This window comes from Paenibacillus intestini, from assembly GCF_030803945.1.
GTDB classification, from domain to species: domain Bacteria; phylum Bacillota; class Bacilli; order Paenibacillales; family Paenibacillaceae; genus Paenibacillus; species Paenibacillus polysaccharolyticus.
Map to the genome: position 1 here is coordinate 901,512 of NZ_JAURUN010000002.1, position 24,461 is coordinate 925,972.

Here is a 24,461-nt window from a genome sequence, read left to right on the forward strand (position 1 = left end):
GTTAATCCACCTTGTTTACTTTGACATCGCCAATAAAAACACTGACAATAATGCGGAGCTTCTTACCGGCTTCTTGGTAGTGCGGAGTTTCCTCCTGCGCATTTCCCAAAAAACCTCCACGTTTTGTACCCAGAAGCTTCATGTCTCCCAGAAAAGAGCTGCTGGTCAGTGAAATGCCCAGATCCATGTCTTCTGGAACAAAAATCTTAACATCGCCAATAAAATGTGAAATGACAATTTTGGTCTCTCCATATGGGATCTGTGCCTTGGTCAAATCAATAACGGTATCCCCAATAAAAGAGGAGATATTCATCGGTTTCAGCGTAAACACTTCTTTGCCCATATGAAAATCACCAATGAAAGTGGATTTATTAATTGTTTTGCCATAGCCTTCTTCATATCCATACTTATAGTTATGAGAATTAGCGTGGCCAAAGCCTCCAAATTTTGGATCATCCGAATGTGAATGGTACTTCTGATGAGACTGTCCGAACTTTTCACTGTCTTTTTTCAGGTTCGGCCCCTCTTCGGAATGAAAGGATTGATGCTTACTGGAGGGTTGCTCTTGCTTTGGTTTGCCAAAGGTCTTCTCGAACTCTTCATCGAATGATGAGGGCATCTCCAAATCTTGAGGGGACAACGGCTTATAAGGCTGCTCAGGCGGTGGAGGCGGTGTTTTGCTTCCATTTCCAGGAGGTTTCCGATCCCGATGACCTGGTCCAATTAGTACATATAACCCTCCGCCGATCAGCAGAATTGGAACTAGATAACGAATGAATTCTCCTAGGGAATAACCAATCACGCCCAAGTTACGCGCAAGGAAGAATCCACCTATGGAAAGCACAACAACGGGCCCAATAGCAGCATATCCCCCGTTACGGCGAATTTCCGTCAAGCCTTTCACTCCCCACCAGATCAAAAACACCGGCCAGTATGTTCTAAATATATATCCTACATCAATGTCATATCCCAATTGTCTGAGCAAGATCATTGCACCTATAGCGATAAGAGGTATGCCAACCCACAAACGGTCTAGCGTAGATCGTTTCATCACTCATGTCTCCTTTGTCTTTATTCTATATCCAGTGTACCTTAGACATGCTAAGGTTAACAGCGCCGACAGGTGTAATTTGTCTCGGTCTCGAGACTGAGGCCTGAGGAGAATTATGTAAATTTTAATCATTTTAGAAAAGGAACATGAAATCAGGAACATGAAAATGAAAACACCCCGGAGCAACCGCTCCAGGGTGTACAAATCATCATCGATTCTTTATTCATCTTGCATAGTTTAATGCTTGAACCGTGGCAACTTACTTTTTCATTTTTCCTGCACGGCCGGTTTGACCTGTGTTTTCTACACCAAACTCGGCATTATATTTTTCATCAGGTGTTTGGAAATTGTCTTGTACTTTGTTTTGAGCGGATTGCTTCACTTTAGACGCGGCGCTTCCATTCTCCTGTCCAAATTCAGCATCATACTTCTCGTTCGGCGTTTGGTACCCTTGGGATTTCTTTGCCACAACGAATCACCTCTCTCTTCATATTTACACTGCCTGTTGCAGTGCGGGGTTCGTCCCCAGTCAATATTATGTGAAGAGAGCCATTTTGTTATTCAGGCATAACATTCCATTCTCAGATAGCTTTGTCCAGCCAGGAATCCGGTACAGTTTTATAGACATCAATCGCTTTGGACAACTCCGCCAGCATCTGCTCCGTACATTTCCCTGCACCCTGCTTGATAACCTGTACTTCAACATCCTTTTTACCCCATTCTTTGTACACCTGCTTGGTCGTCGGAAAATACAGATCGATCTTGTTGCCTTTAATGGCCGAACCTGTATCCGCAACTATACCGTAACCATAACCAGGTATATACAATATGGAACCCATCGGAAATAACTTCGGATCTGCTGCAATGGTAGATACGGTTTCCTTGTCCCGTCGAACCTTTACCCCAGAATACGTTATACCGTATTGCGGATGTTTTGGCGTTTTACCTGTGGATTCGACTCCTGCTGTATATCCTGTTGCCGTCACCTTCTGGGTTTCCAAAATTTGTTCTGAACGCGGTGCCAGCACTGGCATGGCCGGGTCAGCAGGATCAATCACTCGTTTGGCTGGTAATTCAGGTTTTGGCAACACCATTGGCTGTGGAGACCACATAAAAGCCATGTACACGAGTGTGGTCAATTGAGCCTCGTCTGTGTATACAGGTTCGAGTTGATTTTGCTCTCCTGTCTGCTCGGCTTTTAAATTACGAGCTACATCTTGTTTGTTATTATTGTTCGTTTCCTGGACATGCATGATCGTGCTTTCCTCTTCAAATATATAGGCCTTGGCCTCATTGAAACTCATCAAAATCCCGGCAAATATGAAGCAGCACATGATGATGAACTTGTGGTTTTCATTGAATTTTAGTAAATGCTTTTTCATGGTATAACCTCCCCCTCACTTGCAAAGGGTTACCAAAAAGCATCTATCCTATACCTTTTGTCAGACTATAGGTACAAAAAGAACACAAAAACCGTCTGAAAACGATGGGTTCAGCCATGTTCTCAGACGGTTTCGTTAGATTTATTTTACAACACAGGATTCTAAACTAGACTTGTCTTGAAGCAATTTCTTCTTTCAACTGAGCAACAATCTCATCCACCAGCTTCATGCCTAGATCGCCCTCTCCGCGTTTACGTACGGATACCGATGCAGCATTTTTCTCGTTCTCGCCCACAACGAACATGTAAGGCATTTTCTCCAGCTGTGCTTCACGGATTTTGTAACCCAGTTTTTCATTGCGAAGATCTGCTTCCGCCGCGATTCCCGCACGTTTCAGCTTCGCTTCTACTTCACGCGCATACTCGTCGTAATTTCCGGATACCGGAATGACTTTGGCTTGTACTGGAGACAACCAAAGCGGGAATGCACCTGCGAAGTTCTCCAGCAAAAATGCAGTGAAACGTTCCATTGTACTAATTACGCCACGGTGGATAACGACCGGACGATGCTTCTGTCCATCATCACCAACGTATTCAAGCTCAAAGCGCTCAGGGAGCAAGAAGTCCAGTTGAACGGTAGAAAGTGTTTCTTCTTTGCCAAGTGCAGTCTTGATCTGTACATCCAGCTTCGGACCGTAGAACGCCGCTTCGCCTTCAGCTTCATAGAACGGAAGATCAAGTTCTTCCACAACTTCACGCAGCATACGCTGAGACATTTCCCACATCTCATCGTTCTGGAAGTATTTCTCGGTGTCTTGCGGATCACGGTAAGATAGACGGAAACGATATTCGTGAATGCCAAAGTCTTTATATACCGTTTGGATCAATTCGATAACACGAGCAAACTCTTCTTTGATCTGATCCGGACGTGCAAAGATGTGAGAGTCATTCAGTGTCATCGCACGTACACGGTGCAGACCTGTCAACGCACCTGACATTTCATAGCGATGCATCATACCCAGTTCGGCAATACGGATCGGAAGATCACGGTAGCTGTGCATATTGGATTTGTACACCATCATGTGGTGAGGACAGTTCATCGGACGAAGAACCAGTTCTTCATTGTCCATGATCATTTTCGGGAACATGTCTTCCTGGTAGTGCTCCCAGTGACCGGAAGTTTTGTACAGCTCTACGTTCCCCAATACAGGAGTGTAAACGTGCTGATAACCAAGGCTTTCTTCCAGATCAACGATATAACGCTCCAGTGTACGACGCAATTTCGCACCGTTAGGCAACCAGATCGGCAGACCTTGACCCACGAGTTGCGAGAACGTGAACATTTCCAGTTCTTTACCCAGTTTACGGTGGTCACGCTTGCGCGCTTCCTCCAGGAAATGCAAGTGCTCGTCCAGCTGTGCTTTTTTCACAAAAGCAGTACCGTACACCCGTTGCAACATTTTGTTCTTGCTGTCCCCGCGCCAGTATGCACCCGCTACGTTCATCAGTTTGAACACTTTAATCTTGCTTGTAGATGGAACGTGTGGTCCACGGCACAAGTCGAAAAATTCGCCTTGTTCATAGATCGTAATTACGCTATCTTCCGGTAGAGCATTGATTAATTCAAGTTTGTATGGGTCGCCGACTTCATTGAAAATGTTGATGGCTTCCGCACGGCTTACTTCTTTGCGCACGATAGGCAGATTTTCATTGACGATGCGCTCCATTTCTTTCTCGATCTTTTGCAGATCCTCCGGGTTAAGCGGATGTTCGAGATCCATGTCATAGTAGAAGCCATCTTCGATGACTGGTCCTACGCCCAGATGAACTTCTTTGTTACCGTACAGACGTTTTACCGCCTGAGCCAGCAAGTGAGCTGTACTGTGGCGCATCACTTCAAGACCTTCAGGGGAATCCAGCGTTACGATCTCCACCAAAGCCCCTTCATGAATTGGAGTGGACAGATCCACCACGATGCCATCCAGTTTTCCTGCTGCGGCATTTTTGCGAAGCCCACTGCTAATTGAAGCGGCTACATCCTCAATACTGCTCCCATCTGCGTACTCACGTACGGAACCATCCGGTAGTTTAATGTTTACTGCCATTTGTCTCATTCCTCCTGTAAAATATACATCATTCATTTTCATGCAATGGACTGATCATCTATTGCGTATTTCCAGTTCGCCCTTAGATCAACGAAAAAGAACGCAAAAAACACCCGTCCCGGTCAAGGGACGAGTGTTATATCTCGTGGTTCCACCCTAATTCAGCTGATTGTTCCTCATATTAGGAAAACAGCCCTCATTGGCATGTCGGTAACGGGCATGACCCGGCAAATCCTTACTCACAAAACCGCCATCCTTCAAATGGTTGGGTAACCGGTTTTATTTTCAAAATTGCAGCTCCAAAGGGGTAAACCATACGCGATATCCGGAGGAAATTTCAGCCCAGGTTCCTCTCTCTGCACCGATCTAACGTGTGGCTCTTGTCTTTGTCAACGCTTTTGTATCAACAGTTATTATAATTGCCCAGATCGCCTGCGTCAAGACTTGTGAGCAATCCAGAACGGAGCACTTCGCATTCGGGACACTGATGGCATATCTGCACCTTATCTTCGAAAATCTGGCATATCGTCGAGATGATGGGCAACTCGGGAGTGCTGGTGTGTAGCATGACTTTTTCGGGTGATATGGAAATAAGTGTACTCACGATCATATCCTCGATATCCATCTCCAGTTCCAGTCCTGGCATCTCCACAACCACCTGCTCATCCTTCTGCACAGGCAACAGATTAAGTCCTGCATCAAGCACCTGAAATTCATGTTTGCCCTTGTGGATCAGATGGATTAGAGGAACTTTAGCCTCCTGAAAAAACACAAAATACTTCAACAGTCCCATGAACTCTTCATATTGACGATCCATCCAGAACTCATCGAGTGCATATTCCACGAGCTCCTGCAATTCCTGCTTGTAGGCACGTATACGGAAATTCAGGATTCCTTCGAGATGGAAAAAATGGATGTCCTCCAAATCCTGCCTTAAACCTCTCGCTAATGTTGCACGGCGGCGCTCCCGCAGGCCCGGTTGATGCAAGTCACTATTCACGAGCAGCGGCATGCAGATGCGGTGAACCTTCTCAACTTCGTGTTCATCCATTACCGAGCATGATTTGGCAATAATATTCTCTACCATGCTTCGTTCCTGTGTTTCCATTATATAATCCGCAATACCCAGGGAAAGCAAATCACTGATTCGTGGCAACCACTGCTGGAAATCTTCGTGATTCTCATTGCCTCTGCACGTCCAGACTGCTCTGCCATCCTTATGTTTGAAGGTGAGCCGGAAGCCTCTTTTACTTATATGTAAACCTTTGGTTTTTTCCTTAATGCATTGTTGAAAAAGGGCTGCCTCCTCTTGCCCAGACACATCGGTCCATACTGTAAACAGTTCCATAAGAATCACTCCTTTCCTTTCTCTTCAAAGTATATGGCAAGGCCCAAAGGGATATACGAAGCGGTTTGATGGAAAGGGTGTCATGATTTCTCAGCATAAAACGCGAGCAAAAGTTTTTTGGCAAAAAGAATAATAGAAGGTTTCGTGAACTATAAATGAATGGTTTGGAGATCACGCAAAAATGTGTTATTATTTTTATAACAGTATCTTCACGGAAGGGGGGAAGCCGAAAATGAGACAACATCCTAGACTGCTCCATCACATGATTATCATCATTTTATGCGTTTTTCAGGCGCTGTGCTTCCCGGTTCCAATGCAGACCGAGTCTGCCGTTGGTGTATCCGTCGATGCCACTTCGAATAAAGAAGGGCTTGAAGTGCTGTCTCAAATACCCGAGTCTCAGCAGAAACCTGTCATTCGCAAAAATCCGCAAGTAATGTCTAAGCTGGCTGCAGTTAAGCAAACCAAGCCTGTATTTCTTGTCCTCGCATTATTAATCGTGCTGCGAATTCCTACAGCAGGTCTGTCTTTTAAACCGTGGTATTGTCTGTTCAAGCGCAGATTATTTCTGTTGCCAATTAAATACACCAGTATGTATTTATCCCTCTCCCCAATGGCACCGAGATACGCCTGAGCTCGTTAAGAGCCTGTTTGCCGTATTCGTCAGGTTGCCAGAGCATGGAGCCACCTCTTGTTATAGACGGTGTTCTCATGCATAACTTATAACCCATTATGTAAACGTTACTTTTGAAACAACTGGTTTGAACTTTATATGTGTTCGTTTATTTGTTGAGCTTTATTTCACAAAACTGATCTTGATTACACATCATATATTCGGCTGTGTCAGGAATTACTGGCTCTGTTTCCCTGCAACACTTGATGTTCCGCCTGAGCAGCAGATCAATTGATTACGGGAAGAAAGGCCTTCCTTCTATGGCCAGCCTCAATTACTAAGGAGGCATACTATCCATGGATGTACGCGAAACAGACTTGCCGGGAATCGGCAAAAAATTTCAAATTGAAACGAGCAGCGGTGATAAAATCGTCATTATTATTCACGATGATGGACGCCGTGAAATGTATCATTTTGAATATGATGACCCGGATCAAAGCATCTCTATGATTACACTTGACGACAATGAGGCAAGACAGATTGCCGCGATCGTTGGCGGATTAACTTACAAACCGAAGCAACTTGAAAATATTGAAGTTACCTTTGATGATCTGATTATCGAATGGTACAAAATCGAAGCTTCATTTGGATGCATTGGCAAATCCATTGGTGAATTGAATGTACGTCAAAACTCTGGTGCAACGGTCATTGCCGTTGTGGAGAAAAATCATAAAAAACACATCAGCCCAGGTCCGGAGGTTGTGATTAGCGCAGAATCTACGGTAGTCGCCGTTGGCGAACGCAACCAGCAGAAGCTTTTCAAGTCCCTCCTCCTGACGGGAAGGGGGTAACTCGATGGACCATTTGATTTTTGAAGTGGGGCTCGCGCTGGTGCTTATTGCAGCAGCCGGCCTTTTATCCGCAAAACTGAGATTTTCGGTTGTTCCGTTCTATATTCTGATCGGGATGGCCGTGGGACCACATGCCATGCAAATCTGGCATTTGGACTTCCGATTTATTGAAAGCCAGCCGTTCATCGACTTTATGGGTCGAATCGGTATTCTATTCCTTTTGTTCTATCTGGGATTGGAGTTTTCTGTAGGTCGTTTAGTCAAATCGGGTCGCTCCATCGTTGTTGGCGGCTCGATCTATATCGGGATTAACTTCACACTCGGATTAGTATTCGGTTTTGCTTCCGGTTTCCCGGCAGCTGAGGCACTCATCATTGCAGGCATAACAACGATCTCGTCTAGTGCCATTGTTGCCAAGGTGCTTGTTGATTTGAAACGAACAGCCAATCCGGAGACCGAGATGATTCTGGGTATCATTATGTTTGAGGACGTATTCCTCGCCGTATATATTTCCATCCTGTCCGGACTTGTACTCAGTGATTCATCCTCCATTGGAGGCGTAATCATGTCCGCACTGATTGCTCTCGGCTTCATGCTTGTAGTCATCATTCTCGGACGTAAAGCTACACCGCTACTGAATAAATTGCTGAAAATTCGTTCCAATGAATTATTCTCACTTGTTGTTTTCGGGGCATTGTTCCTTGTCGCTGGTTTCTCCGAAACGATTCATGTTGCTGAAGCCATCGGTGCGTTGCTCGTTGGTCTTGTGCTTGCGGAAACGGAACATGCTAAACGGATCGAACATCTGATTCTGCCGTTCCGAGATTTCTTTGGAGCTATCTTTTTCTTCAGCTTCGGACTATCTATTGATCCGTTGTCCCTTGGTGGTGAAGCCGTTTGGCTCGCTTTGATTGCTGTAGTGATTACACTGTTTGGTAACTTCCTCGCAGGTATGCTGGCTGGACGCAGTGCAGGACTTTCACCAAAAGCATCTGCTAATATCGGATTAACCATTGTATCTCGTGGTGAGTTCTCCATTATTATGGCCAATATGGGTAAAGCCGGTGGACTGTTACCATTGCTTCAACCATTTGCCGCGCTGTATGTATTAATCCTTGCTATTCTGGGGCCGCTGTTAACCAAAGAGTCCAAACACGTATTCCGTATTTTGGATAAAATATTCAAGTTCAAAGATCCTCGCAAGAAAAAAGAGGAACCTAAAGTTCTGCAGAAAGAAGGCTAAGTAACATGTCTGTGCAGAGCAGACCTATGTTTGTATTAAGCAACTGAGCGGCTACATGCTGACCTTTCTGTGAAGAACCCAGGGAGAATGGCTCGAAGCCGCACTGAAGGAGGATGGACATGTGAAAACACCTCTGATATCGGCTAATCCGGTGCCACGTACTACGAAGAGTAGCATAGCGCCCTCCCGCCGCTGGCTGAATCTGTTTCTGGTCATCATTGGCGGAATACTGGCCTCCGTCGGACTTGAGTTGTTTCTGCACCCCAATAAAATTATTATTGGTGGCATAACAGGGATCTCTTCTCTGTTCGCACACTGGACGGAGCTACGAATCGGCTTATTCCTGTTTTTATTCAATGTTCCGTTTATATTTTTATCCTACAGGATCGTGAAGAAAAAGTTTGTACTTGTAACTGTTCTGGGTTTGGTTGTCTTTTCGATCGGTGCCATTGTGCTACATCCCATGCCGCCGCTCGTCGAGCATCCTTTGGCTGCTGCCATGTTTGGCGGGTTATGCCTGGGGCTCGGAATCGGGCTTGTTGTTCGGTATGGTGGGACACTGGATACGCTGGAAATCGGTGATCCGTCTTCTCGGCCACCTGAACGTGTGTTTAGCGGGAAACGGATGCTTATCGAAAAAATAATCATGCTGCTTAACTTGATCATACTGACAGCTGCTGGTGTTGTTTTTGGCTGGGATCAGGCCATGTATTCTATCATCGCTTATCTGATTGCCTATGAAATGGTGTACCTTGCATTCCGGGGATTCTCCTCCAAACGCAAAATATGCATTCTGACCACGCAACGTGCTCAAGTTGAAAAAGCTGTACGAAACCGCCTGCGCAGGGAACCAGGGAAGCTAAGTGCAACACTTGAGTCTTCCCCGATCGCTGACGCGGAGGTCTGGATCAAACAGATTCCAGGAACACTTTATTACGAAGTACATTTCCTGGAAATTATCTGGTTAAAATCCATTGTTCGGCACATTGACCCTCACGCAGGTATTATCTCGAATCCAGAAAAATGAAATAGCTAGCGAAAATAACGATATAACAAAACGCTCTCTTCCCATGAACTAATGGATCGTTCTCCATTGCTCATTAACCGGGAAGAGAGCATTTCTTCGTACACATCTTCAAATTGTGAAAATTTATAATTCTACGATTGCTTTAACCACTTGAGATTCGGGTAACAGCCAAGTGTCCATTGCGGTTGGCAGCTCTTCAAAAGGTGCTCGATGTGTGATATAACCATCCATCGTTAATTTTTTGTCACGCAACGTCGATAACACCTGTTCAAAATCCTCGCGTGTTGCATTCCGGCTGCCCAGCATACTCATCTCACGCTTGTGAAATTCCGGGTCATGGAACGTAATATCCGCCTTCACCAGCCCAACAAAAATCAACTGTCCACCGTGAGCCACATAAGGTATCGCGCCATTCATGGAATGTACGTTACCTGTCGCATCAAATACAGCCGTGGCATAATCACCGCCAGTAATCTCGAATACCCGCTGCAGAGCCTGTTCATCCGCCTGCACGATCTCATCCACCCCGGCCCAGGTTCGGCTCAATTCCAGCCTGTCCAGATTTCGATCCACAGCAATAACGTATGCACCTGCTTGTTTGGCAAAGGCCATGACTCCCAGCCCGATAGGTCCGGCTCCAATAACAACGACACGCTCTCCTGGTTGAAGTGCAGCTCTGCGCACAGCATGAGCCCCAATGCTAAGTGGTTCAACCATAGCTGTCTCATCTAATGTTAACCCCTCTGCTCTCAGCAGATGGGAAACAGGCACTGTAATCCGTTCTCTCATACCACCGTCCACATGTACACCCATCACTTGCATGGATGCACAACAATTGGTTTTGCCTGAACGACAAGCAATACAATGTCCACAATGCAGATAAGGAATAATGCTTACCTGGTCTCCCGGCTGTAAACCTGCCTCGTTCGGGCCAATCTCTTCGATGATACCTGCAAGCTCATGACCAAGTATACGAGGATACGTAAAAAACGGCTGATTGCCTTTGTACGCATGCAAATCTGTACCACAGATACCAATTCGCTGGATAGCGACCAACGCTTCTCCCTCACCTCTTTCGGGCTGCGGCAAATCCTTCAGCACCAAACGATCAATTTCTTCACATACGATAGCTCTCATCACTGTTCCCCCTCAGATCCATTCGACGATATATTTAACTATCCGTTATATTCAGCACGACCACTCGGCCAAGTTTCATTGTTTAATGGAGCCAGAATACGTAATACCTCTTCCAGAAGTTGCTTATCTATAGGTTCTTCAACCCAGGCCGCGTTGTTGACAATGTTTTGCTGGCTCGCGCTACTAACGAGAGTTGTTGGGATTTGTTCATTTGCTGTAGAAAATTGTACTGCCAGCTTGGCGATATTACTGCCTTGTTCCTCGCAGAAGCGGGCAGCTGTCAAACAAAGCTCTTTTACCCGTTCACCCGCTGGATGCCAAGCCGGTGTTCCGCGCGTGCTAAGCAATCCCATTGAAAGTGGGGAAGCGTTTACAAGTCCAACCCCTTTTTCCTCGAGTAACGGCAGTAGCGATAACAATGACGTATCATTTAGAGCATAATGACAATAGGAGATAATGGCATCCGCATCAAGCTGCGGCAACATTTTTTCGAATAAAGGCAACGGCAAACCGCAGATTCCGGCGTAACGAATCACGCCTTTCTCTTTCAGGTCTAACAATGTTGGAAAAGCTTCTTCAATGATGATCTCAGGAGCCACAAACTCGATATCATGTAAAAATAAAATATCAAGATAATCCGTATGCAACCTTGCCAGACTCTCTTGTACACTCTCCAAAATACGCTTGCGAGAAAAATCAAACTCGTTCTCACCATACCGTCCAGCTTTGGTTGATAACGTATAAGAGCTACGCGGCAAACTACGGATTGCTTCACCGAGTACCGTCTCCGCCTTGGTTAAACCGTAGTACGGCGACACGTCTATATAATTCATACCTGCATCGATCGCTGCATGAACGGTACGAATCCCTTCATCCCGGTCAATATCACGAAATACAGAGCCCAGTGATGATGCGCCAAAGCTCAAAACAGGTACGTCTAATGCTGTCTTTCCCAATTTTCTTGTTTTCATCGATTCGTTCCTCCCAGCAGGTTTGACTACACAACTGTCCCTCCATTGTATCAGTTAAAAATCTATATAACATATCGTCAAATGCGTAATATGTACTGTTTAATGATCTCGATTCCTGGATAAAAGGAGAACTGTACCTGAATCAGGTACGCACAACGAAAAGGGCCAAAGCAGGTTTAATCTACTTTGGCCCTTTTAAGCGGAACGAGTTTCTATTTACTTCACATGATGTGACATAAATTAAAAACCATATTGCTTTTCTATAAATGTAGGGATTAGTTCTGCATTACGAAATCTTTAGGCACAATGCTTTCTTCATCAAACATACGCAGAATATCATAACGGGTGTTGCGCTGTGCCGGAATATAACCAGACTCCCGAATCAGACGCAGAATGGATTCAATGTTCACTTTGTATGTTGCTCCTGCGGAGGATACAACATTCTCTTCAATCATCGTGCTGCCGAAGTCATTACAGCCGAATTCGAGTGATTTCTTACCGATTTCAGGTCCCATTGTGACCCAGGAAGATTGGATGTTTTTAATGTTATCTAACACCAGACGGCTAATCGCTACCGTTTTCAGGTACTCCTGTGGAGTCTGACGCTCCAGCTTAAGGTTCGTATTATCTGGCTGGAATGTCCACGGAATAAAAGCGAGGAAGCCTTCAGAATCATACTTATTGGCAATACACTCATCCTGCGCTTCACGTACACGCATCAGATGCAGCGCACGCTCTTCCATGGATTCACCCAGACCAATAACCATCGTAGCGGTTGTATTCATACCGATTCGGTGAGCAGTCTGCATCACATCCATCCAGTCGCGCCATGAACCTTTCAGACGGCTGATTTTGCGGCGTGTACGGTCATCAAGAATCTCGGCTCCGCCACCTGGCAAGGAGTCAAGTCCCGCATCGTGAATGGCACGCACTACCTCTTCCAGCGTAAGACCATCGGATACTTCAACCATTTTCATAATCTCGGCTGGTGAGAAAGAGTGCATCGTAATATTCGGGAAACGTTCCTTGATCGCTTTCAACAAGTCCGTATAATAGCTGAAAGGCAGATTTGGATTCGTTCCACCTTGCATCAGAATTTCGGTTCCGTTGACATCTTCAGTTTCCTTGATTTTCTGGAAAATCACTTCATCCGGAAGCACATAACCTTCTTCTGAACCAGGTCTGCGGTAAAAAGCACAAAAACGGCAGTATACGTCGCACACATTCGTGTAATTGACGTTACGCCCAATAACAAATGTTCTGTATGGTTCAGGGTGCATACGTTTCATGATTACATTGGCAGCTGCCCCGATTTTGTCCACTTCGTCTGATTCAAATAACTGAATTGTGTCTTCCAAGTCTAAACGTTCGCCCCGAAGGGCTTTATCTAAGATACGGTCTACCGTACTCATCGTAAAAAAGCCTCCCTCGTAAAGAGAAAATAATACGACGATCACTCCCGGCTTGTTAGCAAAAAGCAAGTCGTGGCTGTAACATCGCATTTCTGTACTCCACATATCGTAACACAGGTTACATGTGAAAAAAAGCACCTTATGAAAAGGTGCTTATAAAATAAGTTAAAATTTTGACATATGAAAACCGTTTGAATGCTAGCTGCATCCGATTTTAACGTGCACCTATTTAGTCGTTCAATTTATAGCGTGGCTTGCAACGCTTGCTCGAGATCAGCAATCAGATCATCAATATCCTCAAGCCCTACAGAGAAACGCAGCAACCCATCGGTAATTCCACGCTCATGTCGAACTTCCGCAGGCATAGCTGCATGAGACATCATCGTTGGGTACGAAAGAATGCTCTCCACTGCTCCCAAACTTACAGCGACAATGGGTAGTTTCACCTGATTCAGGACAGCTTTTGCACGATCACCTGAACCGACGTCAAACGATACTACGGCTCCGTAACCTGTCGACTGACGCTCATGCGCTTCACGGCCCGGATGATCCTCAAGTCCAGGGTAATACACGGCTGTTATATCCTGACGCCCTTTGAGCCATGTGGCCAGTTTTGCAGTACTCTGTTCACTGTGAGCCATCCGCGCACCCAGGGTCTTCATCCCACGCATCAGAAGCCAAGATTCCTGAGCTCCGAGAACGGTACCTAGTCCGTTTTGCAACTGTTTCAATTGTCTGCCCAGCTCGTCTGTACGCGCAACAGCCAGACCAGCCAGCACGTCACTGTGACCACCGAGAAACTTCGTAGCACTATGTACAACGATATCTACGCCGAGCTCAATAGGACGCTGATAGTACGGTGTCATAAACGTATTATCCAGAATGGTAATCAGATCATGCTCCTTGGACCAGGACGTAACTGCGGCAATATCCGTAATCTTCAAGGTCGGATTGGAAGGTGTTTCCATGTATACGGCCTTCGTGTTAGGCTTGATTGCTGCTTTGACTTGTTCAATGTCGGTCATGTCAACAAAAGTAGTCTCAATCTGCATCCGACTTAGTATCGTTGTGAGTAGACGATATGTCCCACCGTATACATCTTCCGTTACGATTATATGATCCCCTGCGGAGAACATCATGAACACACTGGAGATTGCAGACATCCCTGACGAGTATGCAAATCCGCGTACCCCGCCCTCAAGCAACGCGATGTAATCTTCCAGAGCCTGGCGAGTCGGATTACCTGAACGGCTATAATCATGTTGCGGCGGATTAAAGATATCAAAGTGATGGAACGTGGAAGCTTGATAAATCGGTACACTTGAGGCACCTGTTGTTTTATCAATTTCATCTCCAAAGTGAAGCAGCTTGGTGTCAAACTTCAGCTCCGACGTACTGGGCTTATGGTTACTCGATTCACTCATGAGGTTACGCCTCCTTCAACTTCCTGCTGTGCTGCCAGCAATGCTTCATTCAGATCCGCGATCAAATCTTCTGCATGTTCGATGCCTACCGAGAAGCGAAGCAGACGATCGTCCACACCTACAGCGTCACGAATTTCAAGCGGAATATCCGCATGGGTCTGCACCGCAGGATAGGTCATGAGTGATTCTACACCACCGAGACTTTCTGCAAATGCAATCAATTGGATATGACGCAGCAATGGCTCAACATAACGTGCATCCTTCACTTTAAACGAAAAAATGCCTGTATTGCCGGAAGACTGCTTACGCTGAACTTCATATCCAGGATGATCGGACAAACCAGGGTGGAATACTTCAGCTACAGCCGGATGTTCCAAGAGGAACTTCGCAATGGTAAGTGCGTTATATTCATGACGCTCCATGCGAAGAGCCAGTGTTTTCATCCCTTTCATCAATTGATATGAATCACTCGGTGATAACACAGCTCCAATGGAGTTATGAAGGAACGCCATCTCGGCAGACAAGGCTTCACCTTTGGTGATGATCAATCCAGCGAGCACATCATTATGTCCGCCCAGATATTTAGTCGCACTATGGATGATAATATCGGCACCAAGTTCAATCGGACGCTGGAAGAATGGAGTCAGTAGCGTATTATCTACAATGGTTAATAGATTGTGTTTTTTCGCCCAAGAAGCAACAGCTTGAATGTCCGTAATCATCATGAGCGGATTAGTTGGTGTCTCGATGAAAACAGCCTTCGTATTCGGCTGACGGATGTTCTCCAATGCTTCCAGATCGTTCGTATCTACATAACTTGCAGTTACACCGAACCGGGACAAAATCCGTTCCAACAGGCGATATGTACCGCCATACAGGTCTAGAGAAACAATCAGGTGATCCCCTTGGCCGAACATCGCAAAGATCGTTTGCAGTGCTGCCATGCCCGAGCTACAGGCAAAACCCGCATCACCGGACTCTAGAGCCGCTGCTGCTTCCTCTAATACTTTGCGCGTTGGGTTTGTTGTACGGATGTAATCAAACCCCGTGCTTTGTCCCAGCTTCGGGTGACGAAACGCAGTGGATTGATAGATCGGAAAGTTAACAGCACCTGTTACGGGTTCATTGATGGACCCAATTTGAGCTAAACGGCTTTCAATTTTCAACTTGTTATCTTCCATTACTGCATCCTCCTGTAATCTTGATTAGATTTGTGGGCCAATATCGTAAGGGGTTTCCTGATACACATAGTAATTGAGCCAGTTAGAGAATAATAAGTTAGCGTGTGCACGCCATGTAGCCGGAGGTATCCGAGAAGGATCGTCCTTTGGATAGTAGTACTTCGGCAGCGCGATGTCCAATCCCTTGGCAACATCACGGTCATATTCCCATTTCAATGAAAACGGATCATACTCGGCATGTCCTGTGGCAAAAATTTGCTTACCGTCCTTGGTGGCAACCAGGAATACCCCTGCTTCTTCGGACTCAGCCAAAATTTCGAGTTTATCATTTTTCTCAATATCCTCGCGTCGTACCTCCGTGTGACGGGAGTGTGGAACGTTGAACACTTCATCAAATCCACGCAGTATTGGAACATGAGGTTTGTTGATCGTATGCGGGAATACGCCAAAACACTTTTCATCCAGCGGAACTTTGGGTACATCAAAATGGTGGTATAGACCTGCTTGAGAAGCCCAACATATATGCATCGTCGAAGTTACATTCGTTTTGGTCCATTCAAAGATTTCCTGAATCTCTTCCCAATAATTCACGTCCTCAAAATCCATTTGCTCTACCGGTGCACCGGTAATGATCATCCCGTCAAAACGGCGATGCTGGATCTCATCAAATGTTTTATAAAAGAGATCCAGGTATTCTTGAGATGTGTTCTTGGAAGTATGGGATTTGGGGTGTACCAGCACAACATCCACTTGAATCGGTGTATTACCTACCAGACGAAGCAATTGCGTTTCCGTCGTTTCCTTCGTAGGCATCAGATTCAGTATGGCGATCCGGAGCGGACGAATATCCTGCTTGTATGCGGATGATTCGTCCATGACGAAAATATTCTCGCTCTCAAGCACTTCTTTGGCTGGTAATGTGTCTGGAATTTTAATTGGCATAGTGAGTTGACTCCTCCTTTTTCATGGGTCGCATCTGGTGCGAAAATCACGCTCTGAGAAGCTCTGCATATGACAAAGACCTCTCTCGGATTCCGAGAAAGGTCATATGTAAACAGATATGCGCCTCTCTCATCTCTCAGTTACAACAGCATCACAAGGATGCTTGGTCGCTGCAAGAATTAGCACCGTGCGTTATATCGCCGGTTGCCGGGTTTCATCGGGCTGGTCCCTCCACCTACTCTTGATAAGATTTCGCTGTATTCAATTTTAATTCAGATATATTAACTTTTACTTTAAAACATTACTGCCCTCACGTCAAGAACCAGTTGATTGGTTTTGAACCTAAACTCGGAACCGTTCATCATCCGTTGTCATACACTGCCTCAGAGCGTGAAATAGACACATTTTTGCGCTTGAAAGCACCCTAGACCAGCGGTATACTAGACAAGTGTTTATAAGCCCTTATGTGAGAGGTGACATATTAAATGGATGGCGACCCGAGGCCCAACTGGCAGTCGAATTCCGAACAACTGCATAGAGAATTGACATCAGCATGTCGGCAGCGGGACGTTTCTTCCGTTTGATTATAGATTGATGACGCAGTACAGTCCTCATAACAGGCTCCGCTGCCGACCGGCTGATCTGTTCTTTTGCGCCCATATTAACGATGAAATCCGCCAAGACGGCGGGTGCACAAGGAGTAGATAACATGAAAATCCGGTTGGTTAACAACGGTGTATTTATCCCGGTGGATGACATTCAGCAAGCGCTGACTCCACCAGCAGAAGGGTTCTACTGGATTGATGCGGACGTGGACGATTTGGCTGTACTTCAGCCGCTGTTCTCCATGCATGATCTGGCTGTTGAGGATTGCTTGAGTGATGAAGAACAGCGTCCGAAGATTGAGATTTATGAGAACCATTATTTTATCGTGATTAATAGCATTCGTTTTGATGATGAAGAGATCTTCCTGCGTGCAGTCAATCTCTTTCTCGGTAGACATTTTATCATTACGGTTACCAAACAAAAGATCAGCGAACTACGTACATTGAAGCCGATTCTCTGGGAACAGGAAATCAGCAGTCCAGATCGTCTCCTCTACTTGCTTGTTGACTTGATTGTGGACAATTACTTCACCGTTGGTGATCGAATTGAAGCGCGAATTGAGAAACTTGAGGAAGACATTCTGATGCATACCAAAAAGTCACATCTGAATGAGATTATCGGTCTGCGAAGCGAGATTTTGTGGCTGAAGAAAGTACTGGGACCTCAAAAAGAGGTCATTAATACACTCAACAAAAAAGATCTGCGTCTCATTGATGATCAGCTGCAAAAATATTTCAGCGACATTTACGAGAACGCCGTAAAAATATCGGAAACCTTTGAAACGTACCGCGATCTGATGGGCAACTTGCGAGAAGCCTATCAGTCCAGTATCGCTAACCGCGCGAATGAGATCATGCGTGTGTTTACCGCCATCACCACCGTGTTCATGCCTCTGACCGTTATCACCGGTATTTATGGAATGAACTTTGACAACATGCCCGAATTACACTGGAAATACGGGTATTATGCTGTTATCGGCCTGATGATTACACTCGGTCTGACGATGTTCTTTATTTTCCGTAAAAAAGACTGGATCTGAAACGACCGCTCTATCCGCTATATCATACCATTTAAAGAATAAGACGAAGCGCTCCTTCACAGGGACGACTTCGTCTTTTTTAATATCACCGCCTCACGGCGTATTTTAGCTAACCAACATTACGCTCTGTTTCAGTATGTCTCCGAAAACGGATGCGAATCATCCGTAACCGTTCATACACTTGCTCCAAGCTCCCTCCTTCAGGGCGCTCTCCTCCGTAAACTTTATGTAACACAGGCTTCAGAAATGTATCTCCTAACTCCTCATATGCGTTCCATACCGCCTCTTGTTCAGTCTCAGGCATAACGGCCAGTTCTACATCCAGCAATGAATCCGTGTCATACCCTTCCAGATCCAATGTTTCGAGCAGTTCGATTAATTCACGCCGTGATAGACCAGATCGATTCACGATCTCTTCTAAGGTCTGTCCCTCTTTCATGCCTTCCAGCACGTGCTTACGCGTAATGAATTTATCCAGTTCCTGCTTGTACTTCTGCTCTTTCTGCTTATATAACCAACTTTCGTACTCTTCTTCTTGCAATACGATGTACACCCAGTCTAACGGAAAAGGTCTCGATTGTTCGATTCCACTCATCATTTCAAGCCATTCCAGCCCATATTCTGCTGCTTTGCTCTCACCAACGCCCGGCAGTTGCATCAGCTCATCCATCGTATGTGGAACAAACGCACTGATCAGCCGCAACAAACGATTCGTCGCTACAAAATAAGGAGCCTTCCGATCCGAAGCCGCTTTTTGCCTGCGCCATGTGCATAAATCCTCATACAATTGTTCATTTCCGTATAATTCACTAAAACAATGCAGACGCTGGCCTGCATAACTACGTAGCTTCAGATCCTCATTTTCATTGTACAACCCATGCATCAATGGACGATACCCTTCGCTCATCTGCATGGCAAGTTGATGACGATATATGTGCATCAGCTCTTCCCACGAATGACCTTCATACCAGATCGTATCTTCCCGATCCCCTGCTTCATAACGACTCCATCCCAAGTGCCAAGTATTCTCCTCCTCGCCAATCCATAACTGGGCAATCTGTTCATGCTGATCAAACACTCTGGATAATTTGTTCATGAAAATGACTTCCATTACTTGTTCCCTCCTTTGGACGATACAGCCTGTTCGATTAACGAAGGTATTCTCTGTCTCTGTCTCCAGACAACACAAAAAAGCACCTCTCCCGCAGATCGCTGCAAGAGAGGTGCTTCCTCATTAACCGTACTATGCTGTTGCTCACATCATACCATACTGGTAAATTTCGTCAATCCCTAAATGCGTTTATTTGACAAGGCCAGTTTCGCCAGTGCCAGCGAACCACACAAGCCAGCATTATCTCCCAGACCTGGTGGAACAACATACGCATCAATTCCAGCATGAAGTGACGGATGCTGCACATAGCCTGCCAGCAATTCCTGTAGTTTGCTACGAACCATCGGGAATAGGTGCTCCTGCTTCATCACACCTCCGCCCATCACTATTTTCTGAGGCGAAAGAATCAGCACATAATTCATTAGAGCATGTGCAAGATAATGCGCTTCAATCTCCCAGGCTTTGTGATCTGCTGGCAATTCATAAGCAGGTTGTTCCCAGCGCTTGTTCAGGGCCGGCCCCGCCGCAAGCCCTTCCAGACAGTCTCCATGGTATGGGCAAAATCCTGCATATGAATCCTCGGGATGTCTCCGCACGATAATATGGCCCATCTCGGGATGAGACAGTCCGTGCACCATTTTTCCGCCAACGACAGCTCCTGCACCGATGCCTGTACCTACCGTAATATACAGACAGCTATCCAGCCCCTGCGCAGCTCCCCAAGTGGCTTCACCCAAAGCTGCTCCATTCACATCGGTGTCAAACGTCATCGGTACATCAAAGTGTTCTTTGAGTTTGCCAATCATGTTGTACTGTCCCCAATGCGGCTTCGGTGTTGTCGTAATATAACCATAGGTTGGACTTCCTTCAATGGGATCAATTGGCCCGAAAGAACCTACCCCCATTGCTTCAATACCTTTGCCCTCAAAAAAAGAGATGACCTGAGCCATCGTTTCTTCCGGCGTGGTTGTAGGGAAACTAACTCGTTCCAGGACCTCTCCGTGTTCTGTACCAAGGCCACATACAAATTTGGTTCCGCCTGCTTCAATCGCACCTAAAACTGTCATGTTGATCTCACTCCTACGTTGGTTTGTAATAGGAACACTGCCGTATCCATATAGCGGTTCGGACTATTCAGCAGGGCTCAGTTACGCTCAAGCTTGTTCAACCGTTTAAGCAATGTCTGTTTCCAACTATCCGAGAGCACAGGAATAGAGAGTAGAGCCTGCATCCCTTCCACATCCTGTTTCCCCTGATGCATGATCCGGTTAGCTTCAAGAATCGTCATGTATGAAGTATCTGTGCGAACTCTTCTGAAACGTGATGCAGGGCCAACCTCTCCCTCTTGCAATACTCGAAAATAAAAACCGGTATGCCCGCTTTCCTGAAAATATACAGGCAACTCCTTGTAATCATATCTTATCCCCAGCTTGAAACATGGTTGTCTCGGCTGACTGACTTGCACCTGCGCATCACCGAGTTCAAATACATCACCAATGCGAACCTCTTCCTCAGCGCATCCTGTAACGGTCAGATTCTCTCCGAATGCCCCCCACTCCAGCTTACGCTCCATCAGACGCTCAATCGCAGAATAGCGACTATGATCGTATACACAAACAGCTTTATCTGGACCACCGTGGTGCACCAGATCCGCTTGAGCATCCCCTGTCATTCCAGTGAATGACAGGAAAACCGGGGCGGAGACAGGATGTTTCACAATACCACTCAACACTTCATTTTTCTGGCCAGGCAATGGCTTAGGTTGCCCTATATTAATCGCCAGAACTGCCGTGCTTGCCTCTTCTGTTATCGAATCGGGTACAGGTGTCATGCCACATCATACCTCCATGATTACTTTTTATCGAACAGAACCACCAAATACTAATGTATTACTTAACAGCCGCCCTGGAGAAGTCAGCATTTTGCCACCTGCATACATCCCAGAGGATGCACCGCCATCCAAGTTCATCGCCTGTTTAGCTCCCAGCTTTTGCATCACAGCTGCCCATTCTTTTATTGTAGCACCAGAAACGGTAGCAAGCATCACCGAACCGTCGGCCATAATCGCAATTCCGCTTCTCGCTCCGGATGCATTCAGAATTTTGGGATCTTTGAACCCCTCACTTGCCGGATTTACCGATACCTTGCCATCCTTCACCAGACGCGGGCCAGCCCCCACAGCTGTGACTACCTCCTGCCACGGAATTTCCTGACCGGCTGCGTTCGTATATCTGTAATTCATCTCTACGGTGGAGCCTACCGTAAATCGGTCAGCTGTGGGCTTCTCTCGACCTGTGAAGACAAGAACAGAACCGTTTTTGGGAATCGCTACGTTTGTATTCGGTACTTTTTTGGTCACAACACCCTTTTCCATAATCACTGCCGTTCCGCCCTTGAAACCAACATTGGCTCCACGTTCTGGGGTGTACAGCATCGAGATGCTTGCATCTGCTGAAGGTGTCCGGTTAACAAATGTTGCATACCAGCCGCTTGATTTTCCTTTCGTATCTGTGACCGTGCCCGTTAAGCTCACTTGAAGCGAATCCATTATCGCCGACCCATCTGCCTTAAAACCGATGGATGTGCCATATCTTCCTATATGTATAACTTTACCATTTGCTATTAACATCCCGTAGGGATCTGGTGCTCCATGATATGCTTCAAAAAAAGCTCCGTTAATTGCTGCTTGTGCGCCGTACGCTTTTACAATAGACGGCAATGTAGCGGTTTGACCAACCTGTTTCTTAGCAAGTCCTACGGTTACTGGTGTTCCTTTTGGAATCGAAACGGTCTGTACACTAAAACTACGTCCTGCTGCTTTCACTTTCTGTACTTTGACGCTAATCGCTGCTTTGGCATCCGCTGTCTGCGGTGCACTTACCGCCCCCGACAGCAATACCGGAAGTGCGAGGACGAGGGCCATTGCCCCAGTCCACCACTTTTTACTCGTTTTTTTCATCGTCACGTTGCTCACCCTATCGCCACTCCCATCCAAGAACCTAGGCTCTTCATCTCAAGTTGTTCAAACTTGTCCATCACCGTATCCGGGTCCAGACGCAATTCACAGCCTTCCAGCGTACAAGCCACCGGAACTGCACAGTGAATCTCTGCCAGCCTGCGAGACAGATGCAACATATCGAGATCGCTCTCAATTTTTTTACGTACCGAAGGGGTAAGTTGATCCAGATTGCTTAAAATCCCTTCAATCGATCCATACTCTTGCACAAGCTTCAAAGCCGTTTTTTCACCAATTCCACGTACTCCGGGGTAATTGTCGCTGGCATCTCCCATCAAACCCTTCATGTCAATAACCTGACGTGGTGTCAATTGTTTCTCAGCCATCAACGTTTCGGGATTATACACCATGTAGTTGCCGTGACCTTTTTTCATAATAATGATACTTGTGCGGTCATTAATCAGCTGTAACATATCATGGTCTCCGGTCAGTACCATCACATTCATATCGGTTTCTTCGGTGTAATACTTGGCAAGTGTTCCGATACAATCGTCAGCCTCATACCCTTCTGCACCAATATTCGGAATGTTTAGACTATCCATCACTTCACGAATCAGAGTAAACTGAGGAATAAGGTCATCTGGTGCTTCAGCACGATTACCTTTGTATGCTGCGTACTCCTGACCGCGAAACGTCTTGCCCCCCATATCCCAACAGCAGATGACATGGCTTGGTCCAAACGTCTGAACCGCATCCCAAAAATAACGGATAAACCCATAGACTGCATTGGTCGGAAGCCCTGCCTTTGTACGTCTGATATATCCGCTTGCAGATGTTGCATAGAATGCCCGGAACAACACTGCCATACCGTCTACCAGTAACAAAGTAGGTTCATTACGTTGATTCACTTGAATTTGTTCTCTCCTTGATCTATGAAAGCTGGAACAACAATCGATTCCAACTTCAATAGCATATTAAATATCGAAACTCATTCTATCATTATAACATAGTTACGCCAACCCTCATGGAGCATAATTATGCCACTACCTCGTTGAACCAAAAAAGCCCTGAATTGCGAACAATTCAAGGATTAGCTCTGGTGAATGTCTTAGGCGTTGTTCCATTCCTGCTCATACGTATCTTCCTTGAAACCCACGGTGACTTTGTCTCCATCGGTTACGATCGGACGTTTGATCAGACGACCATTGGAAGCCAGTAACGCAATCTGCTCATCCTCGGACATCCCTGGCAGTTTGTCTTTCAGCTGTTGCTCTTTATAGACTTCTCCACTAGTGTTAAAAAACTTTTTCACTTCAAGTCCGCTTTTTTGAATAAGCTCTGTCAATTCGTCTTTCGATGGAGGTGTATCAAAAATAGGGATTAGCTCCAGTTCATGCCTTTTCGCTTCCAACCATTTCACAGCCTTACGGCACGTACCACATTTTGCATATTGGTATACTTTCAATTTTGTCATGGATGTTCCTCCCACTCGGGTTTTGGTCTATCGCTTCCCTTGGTTTGCTCCGCAAATCCAAAAGTCGCTCCAGCCCAATACCCTCGCTCAGCAATTTTTTTAGTCGAATGCGGGCTTATCGCCCCTCATTACGACGTGATTTTTCAACATTTATTCCAACATTTCTAGAGCTAGAGATTTTACGAACTCAAGCTTAACTACCTTAAAGCCTGAAGAATCTTAAAAGCTCTAAAACCTCTCTAGCCCTCGGCATGCTGTTCAGCTGCGCTACTCGCTGAACTGTAAGGCTCAAATACCTTAAAAGCTCAAAACCTCTCTAGCCTTCGGCATGCTGTTCAGCTGCGCTGCTCTCTGAACTCTAAGGCTCAAATACCTTAAAAGCTCAAAACCTCTCTAGCCCTCGGCATGCTGTTCAGCTGCGCTACTCGCTGAACTGTAAGGCTCAAATACCTTAAAAGCTCAAAACCTCTCTAGCCTTCGGCATGCTGTTCAGCTGCGCTGCTCTCTGAACTCTAAGGCTCAAATACCTTAAAAGCTCAAAACCTCTCTAGCCCTCGGCATGCTGTTCAGCTGCGCTGCTCTCTGAACT

At 46.0% G+C, this 24,461-nt stretch carries 23 protein-coding genes and 1 riboswitch; of the genes, 5 read left to right on the top strand and 18 right to left on the bottom strand.

What is annotated here, in order from left to right:
• Position 1: 1 nt before the first annotated feature.
• The 5 genes from liaF to J2T16_RS09120 all read right to left on the bottom strand — a co-directional run bounded on the left by liaF (position 2) and on the right by J2T16_RS09120 (position 5,885).
• The gene (liaF, locus tag J2T16_RS09100) at positions 2-1,051 is read right to left on the bottom strand and encodes a cell wall-active antibiotics response protein LiaF (RefSeq protein ID WP_336122191.1); all 1,050 of its coding nucleotides are present in this window, start codon (positions 1,049-1,051) and stop codon (positions 2-4) included.
• A gap of 259 nt (positions 1,052-1,310) precedes the next feature.
• Positions 1,311-1,520: a hypothetical protein gene (locus J2T16_RS09105; protein ID WP_090919874.1), complete on the bottom strand. Its 210-nt coding sequence runs from the start codon at positions 1,518-1,520 to the stop codon at positions 1,311-1,313.
• 112 nt (positions 1,521-1,632) lie between these two features.
• Positions 1,633-2,145, bottom strand: coding sequence for a 3D domain-containing protein (locus tag J2T16_RS09110; RefSeq protein WP_373323211.1), 513 nt, complete (start codon positions 2,143-2,145; stop codon positions 1,633-1,635).
• Between the two features lie 454 nt (positions 2,146-2,599).
• Positions 2,600-4,537 carry a threonine--tRNA ligase gene (gene thrS / locus J2T16_RS09115; protein ID WP_090919871.1) on the bottom strand — a complete coding sequence of 646 codons (1,938 nt, stop codon included), beginning with the start codon at positions 4,535-4,537 and terminating at the stop codon, positions 2,600-2,602.
• Between the two features lie 403 nt (positions 4,538-4,940).
• A complete protein-coding gene (locus J2T16_RS09120; RefSeq protein ID WP_154958241.1) occupies positions 4,941-5,885 on the bottom strand; it encodes a putative sporulation protein YtxC in 945 nt (314 codons plus the stop codon).
• A gap of 232 nt (positions 5,886-6,117) precedes the next feature.
• Here J2T16_RS09120 and J2T16_RS09125 point away from each other — a divergent pair, with 232 nt between their 5' ends.
• The 4 genes from J2T16_RS09125 to J2T16_RS09140 all read left to right on the top strand — a co-directional run bounded on the left by J2T16_RS09125 (position 6,118) and on the right by J2T16_RS09140 (position 9,619).
• The gene (locus tag J2T16_RS09125; protein WP_154958242.1) at positions 6,118-6,519 is read left to right on the top strand and encodes a hypothetical protein; all 402 of its coding nucleotides are present in this window, start codon (positions 6,118-6,120) and stop codon (positions 6,517-6,519) included.
• 335 nt (positions 6,520-6,854) lie between these two features.
• Positions 6,855-7,349, top strand: coding sequence for a cation:proton antiporter regulatory subunit (locus J2T16_RS09130; RefSeq protein ID WP_090919862.1), 495 nt, complete (start codon positions 6,855-6,857; stop codon positions 7,347-7,349).
• 4 nt (positions 7,350-7,353) lie between these two features.
• Complete coding sequence (locus J2T16_RS09135) at positions 7,354-8,592, top strand: cation:proton antiporter (RefSeq protein WP_090919859.1); 1,239 nt, start codon at positions 7,354-7,356, stop codon at positions 8,590-8,592.
• 121 nt (positions 8,593-8,713) lie between these two features.
• Positions 8,714-9,619, top strand: coding sequence for a YitT family protein (locus J2T16_RS09140; protein WP_499018182.1), 906 nt, complete (start codon positions 8,714-8,716; stop codon positions 9,617-9,619).
• 123 nt (positions 9,620-9,742) lie between these two features.
• On the opposite strand, the gene J2T16_RS09145 is transcribed toward J2T16_RS09140, so the two are convergent.
• From J2T16_RS09145 to J2T16_RS09175, 7 genes are all read right to left on the bottom strand, one after another.
• Positions 9,743-10,756: a zinc-binding alcohol dehydrogenase family protein gene (locus tag J2T16_RS09145; protein WP_499018183.1), complete on the bottom strand. Its 1,014-nt coding sequence runs from the start codon at positions 10,754-10,756 to the stop codon at positions 9,743-9,745.
• Between the two features lie 38 nt (positions 10,757-10,794).
• Positions 10,795-11,727 (bottom strand): aldo/keto reductase, encoded by a 933-nt coding sequence (locus J2T16_RS09150; protein WP_499018184.1) that lies wholly within the window; start codon positions 11,725-11,727, stop codon positions 10,795-10,797.
• A 275-nt stretch (positions 11,728-12,002) separates the two neighbouring features.
• Entirely contained in the window at positions 12,003-13,139 is a 1,137-nt protein-coding gene (gene mqnC, locus J2T16_RS09155; protein WP_154983012.1) for a cyclic dehypoxanthinyl futalosine synthase, read from the bottom strand.
• Positions 13,140-13,381: 242 nt separating this feature from the next.
• Positions 13,382-14,563, bottom strand: a complete 1,182-nt coding sequence (locus J2T16_RS09160; protein ID WP_339837262.1) for a trans-sulfuration enzyme family protein — start codon at positions 14,561-14,563, stop codon at positions 13,382-13,384.
• The gene (locus J2T16_RS09165) at positions 14,560-15,744 is read right to left on the bottom strand and encodes an aminotransferase class I/II-fold pyridoxal phosphate-dependent enzyme (RefSeq protein ID WP_499018185.1); all 1,185 of its coding nucleotides are present in this window, start codon (positions 15,742-15,744) and stop codon (positions 14,560-14,562) included. The genes J2T16_RS09160 and J2T16_RS09165 overlap by 4 nt, the downstream gene beginning before the upstream one ends.
• Positions 15,745-15,768: 24 nt before the next feature.
• Positions 15,769-16,686, bottom strand: coding sequence for a homoserine O-acetyltransferase MetA (gene metA, locus J2T16_RS09170; RefSeq protein ID WP_090919840.1), 918 nt, complete (start codon positions 16,684-16,686; stop codon positions 15,769-15,771).
• 126 nt (positions 16,687-16,812) lie between these two features.
• Positions 16,813-16,937, bottom strand: a riboswitch (SAM riboswitch).
• A gap of 211 nt (positions 16,938-17,148) precedes the next feature.
• Positions 17,149-17,397, bottom strand: coding sequence for a hypothetical protein (locus J2T16_RS09175; protein ID WP_154983010.1), 249 nt, complete (start codon positions 17,395-17,397; stop codon positions 17,149-17,151).
• Here J2T16_RS09175 and corA point away from each other — a divergent pair.
• Entirely contained in the window at positions 17,396-18,331 is a 936-nt protein-coding gene (gene corA, locus J2T16_RS09180) for a magnesium/cobalt transporter CorA (protein WP_090919837.1), read from the top strand. The two genes, J2T16_RS09175 and corA, sit on opposite strands and share 2 nt — an antisense overlap.
• Before the next feature lie 109 nt (positions 18,332-18,440).
• Here corA and J2T16_RS09185 read toward each other — a convergent pair whose 3' ends face one another.
• The 6 genes from J2T16_RS09185 to J2T16_RS09210 form a co-directional block, all read right to left on the bottom strand.
• Positions 18,441-19,442, bottom strand: a complete 1,002-nt coding sequence (locus J2T16_RS09185; protein WP_090919834.1) for an HRDC domain-containing protein — start codon at positions 19,440-19,442, stop codon at positions 18,441-18,443.
• A 179-nt stretch (positions 19,443-19,621) separates the two neighbouring features.
• A complete protein-coding gene (locus J2T16_RS09190; RefSeq protein ID WP_336122184.1) occupies positions 19,622-20,509 on the bottom strand; it encodes an ROK family protein in 888 nt (295 codons plus the stop codon).
• A 77-nt stretch (positions 20,510-20,586) separates the two neighbouring features.
• Positions 20,587-21,273 (bottom strand): MOSC domain-containing protein, encoded by a 687-nt coding sequence (locus J2T16_RS09195; protein ID WP_154886880.1) that lies wholly within the window; start codon positions 21,271-21,273, stop codon positions 20,587-20,589.
• Between the two features lie 27 nt (positions 21,274-21,300).
• On the bottom strand, positions 21,301-22,416 hold the full coding sequence (locus tag J2T16_RS09200) for a phosphodiester glycosidase family protein (protein ID WP_499018187.1): 1,116 nt from the start codon (positions 22,414-22,416) through the stop codon (positions 21,301-21,303).
• Positions 22,413-23,306, bottom strand: a complete 894-nt coding sequence (locus J2T16_RS09205) for a 5'-3' exonuclease H3TH domain-containing protein (RefSeq protein WP_154886884.1) — start codon at positions 23,304-23,306, stop codon at positions 22,413-22,415. The genes J2T16_RS09200 and J2T16_RS09205 overlap by 4 nt, the downstream gene beginning before the upstream one ends.
• A 200-nt stretch (positions 23,307-23,506) precedes the next feature.
• On the bottom strand, positions 23,507-23,872 hold the full coding sequence (locus J2T16_RS09210) for an arsenate reductase family protein (protein WP_336122182.1): 366 nt from the start codon (positions 23,870-23,872) through the stop codon (positions 23,507-23,509).
• Between the last annotated feature and the right edge of the window lie 589 nt (positions 23,873-24,461).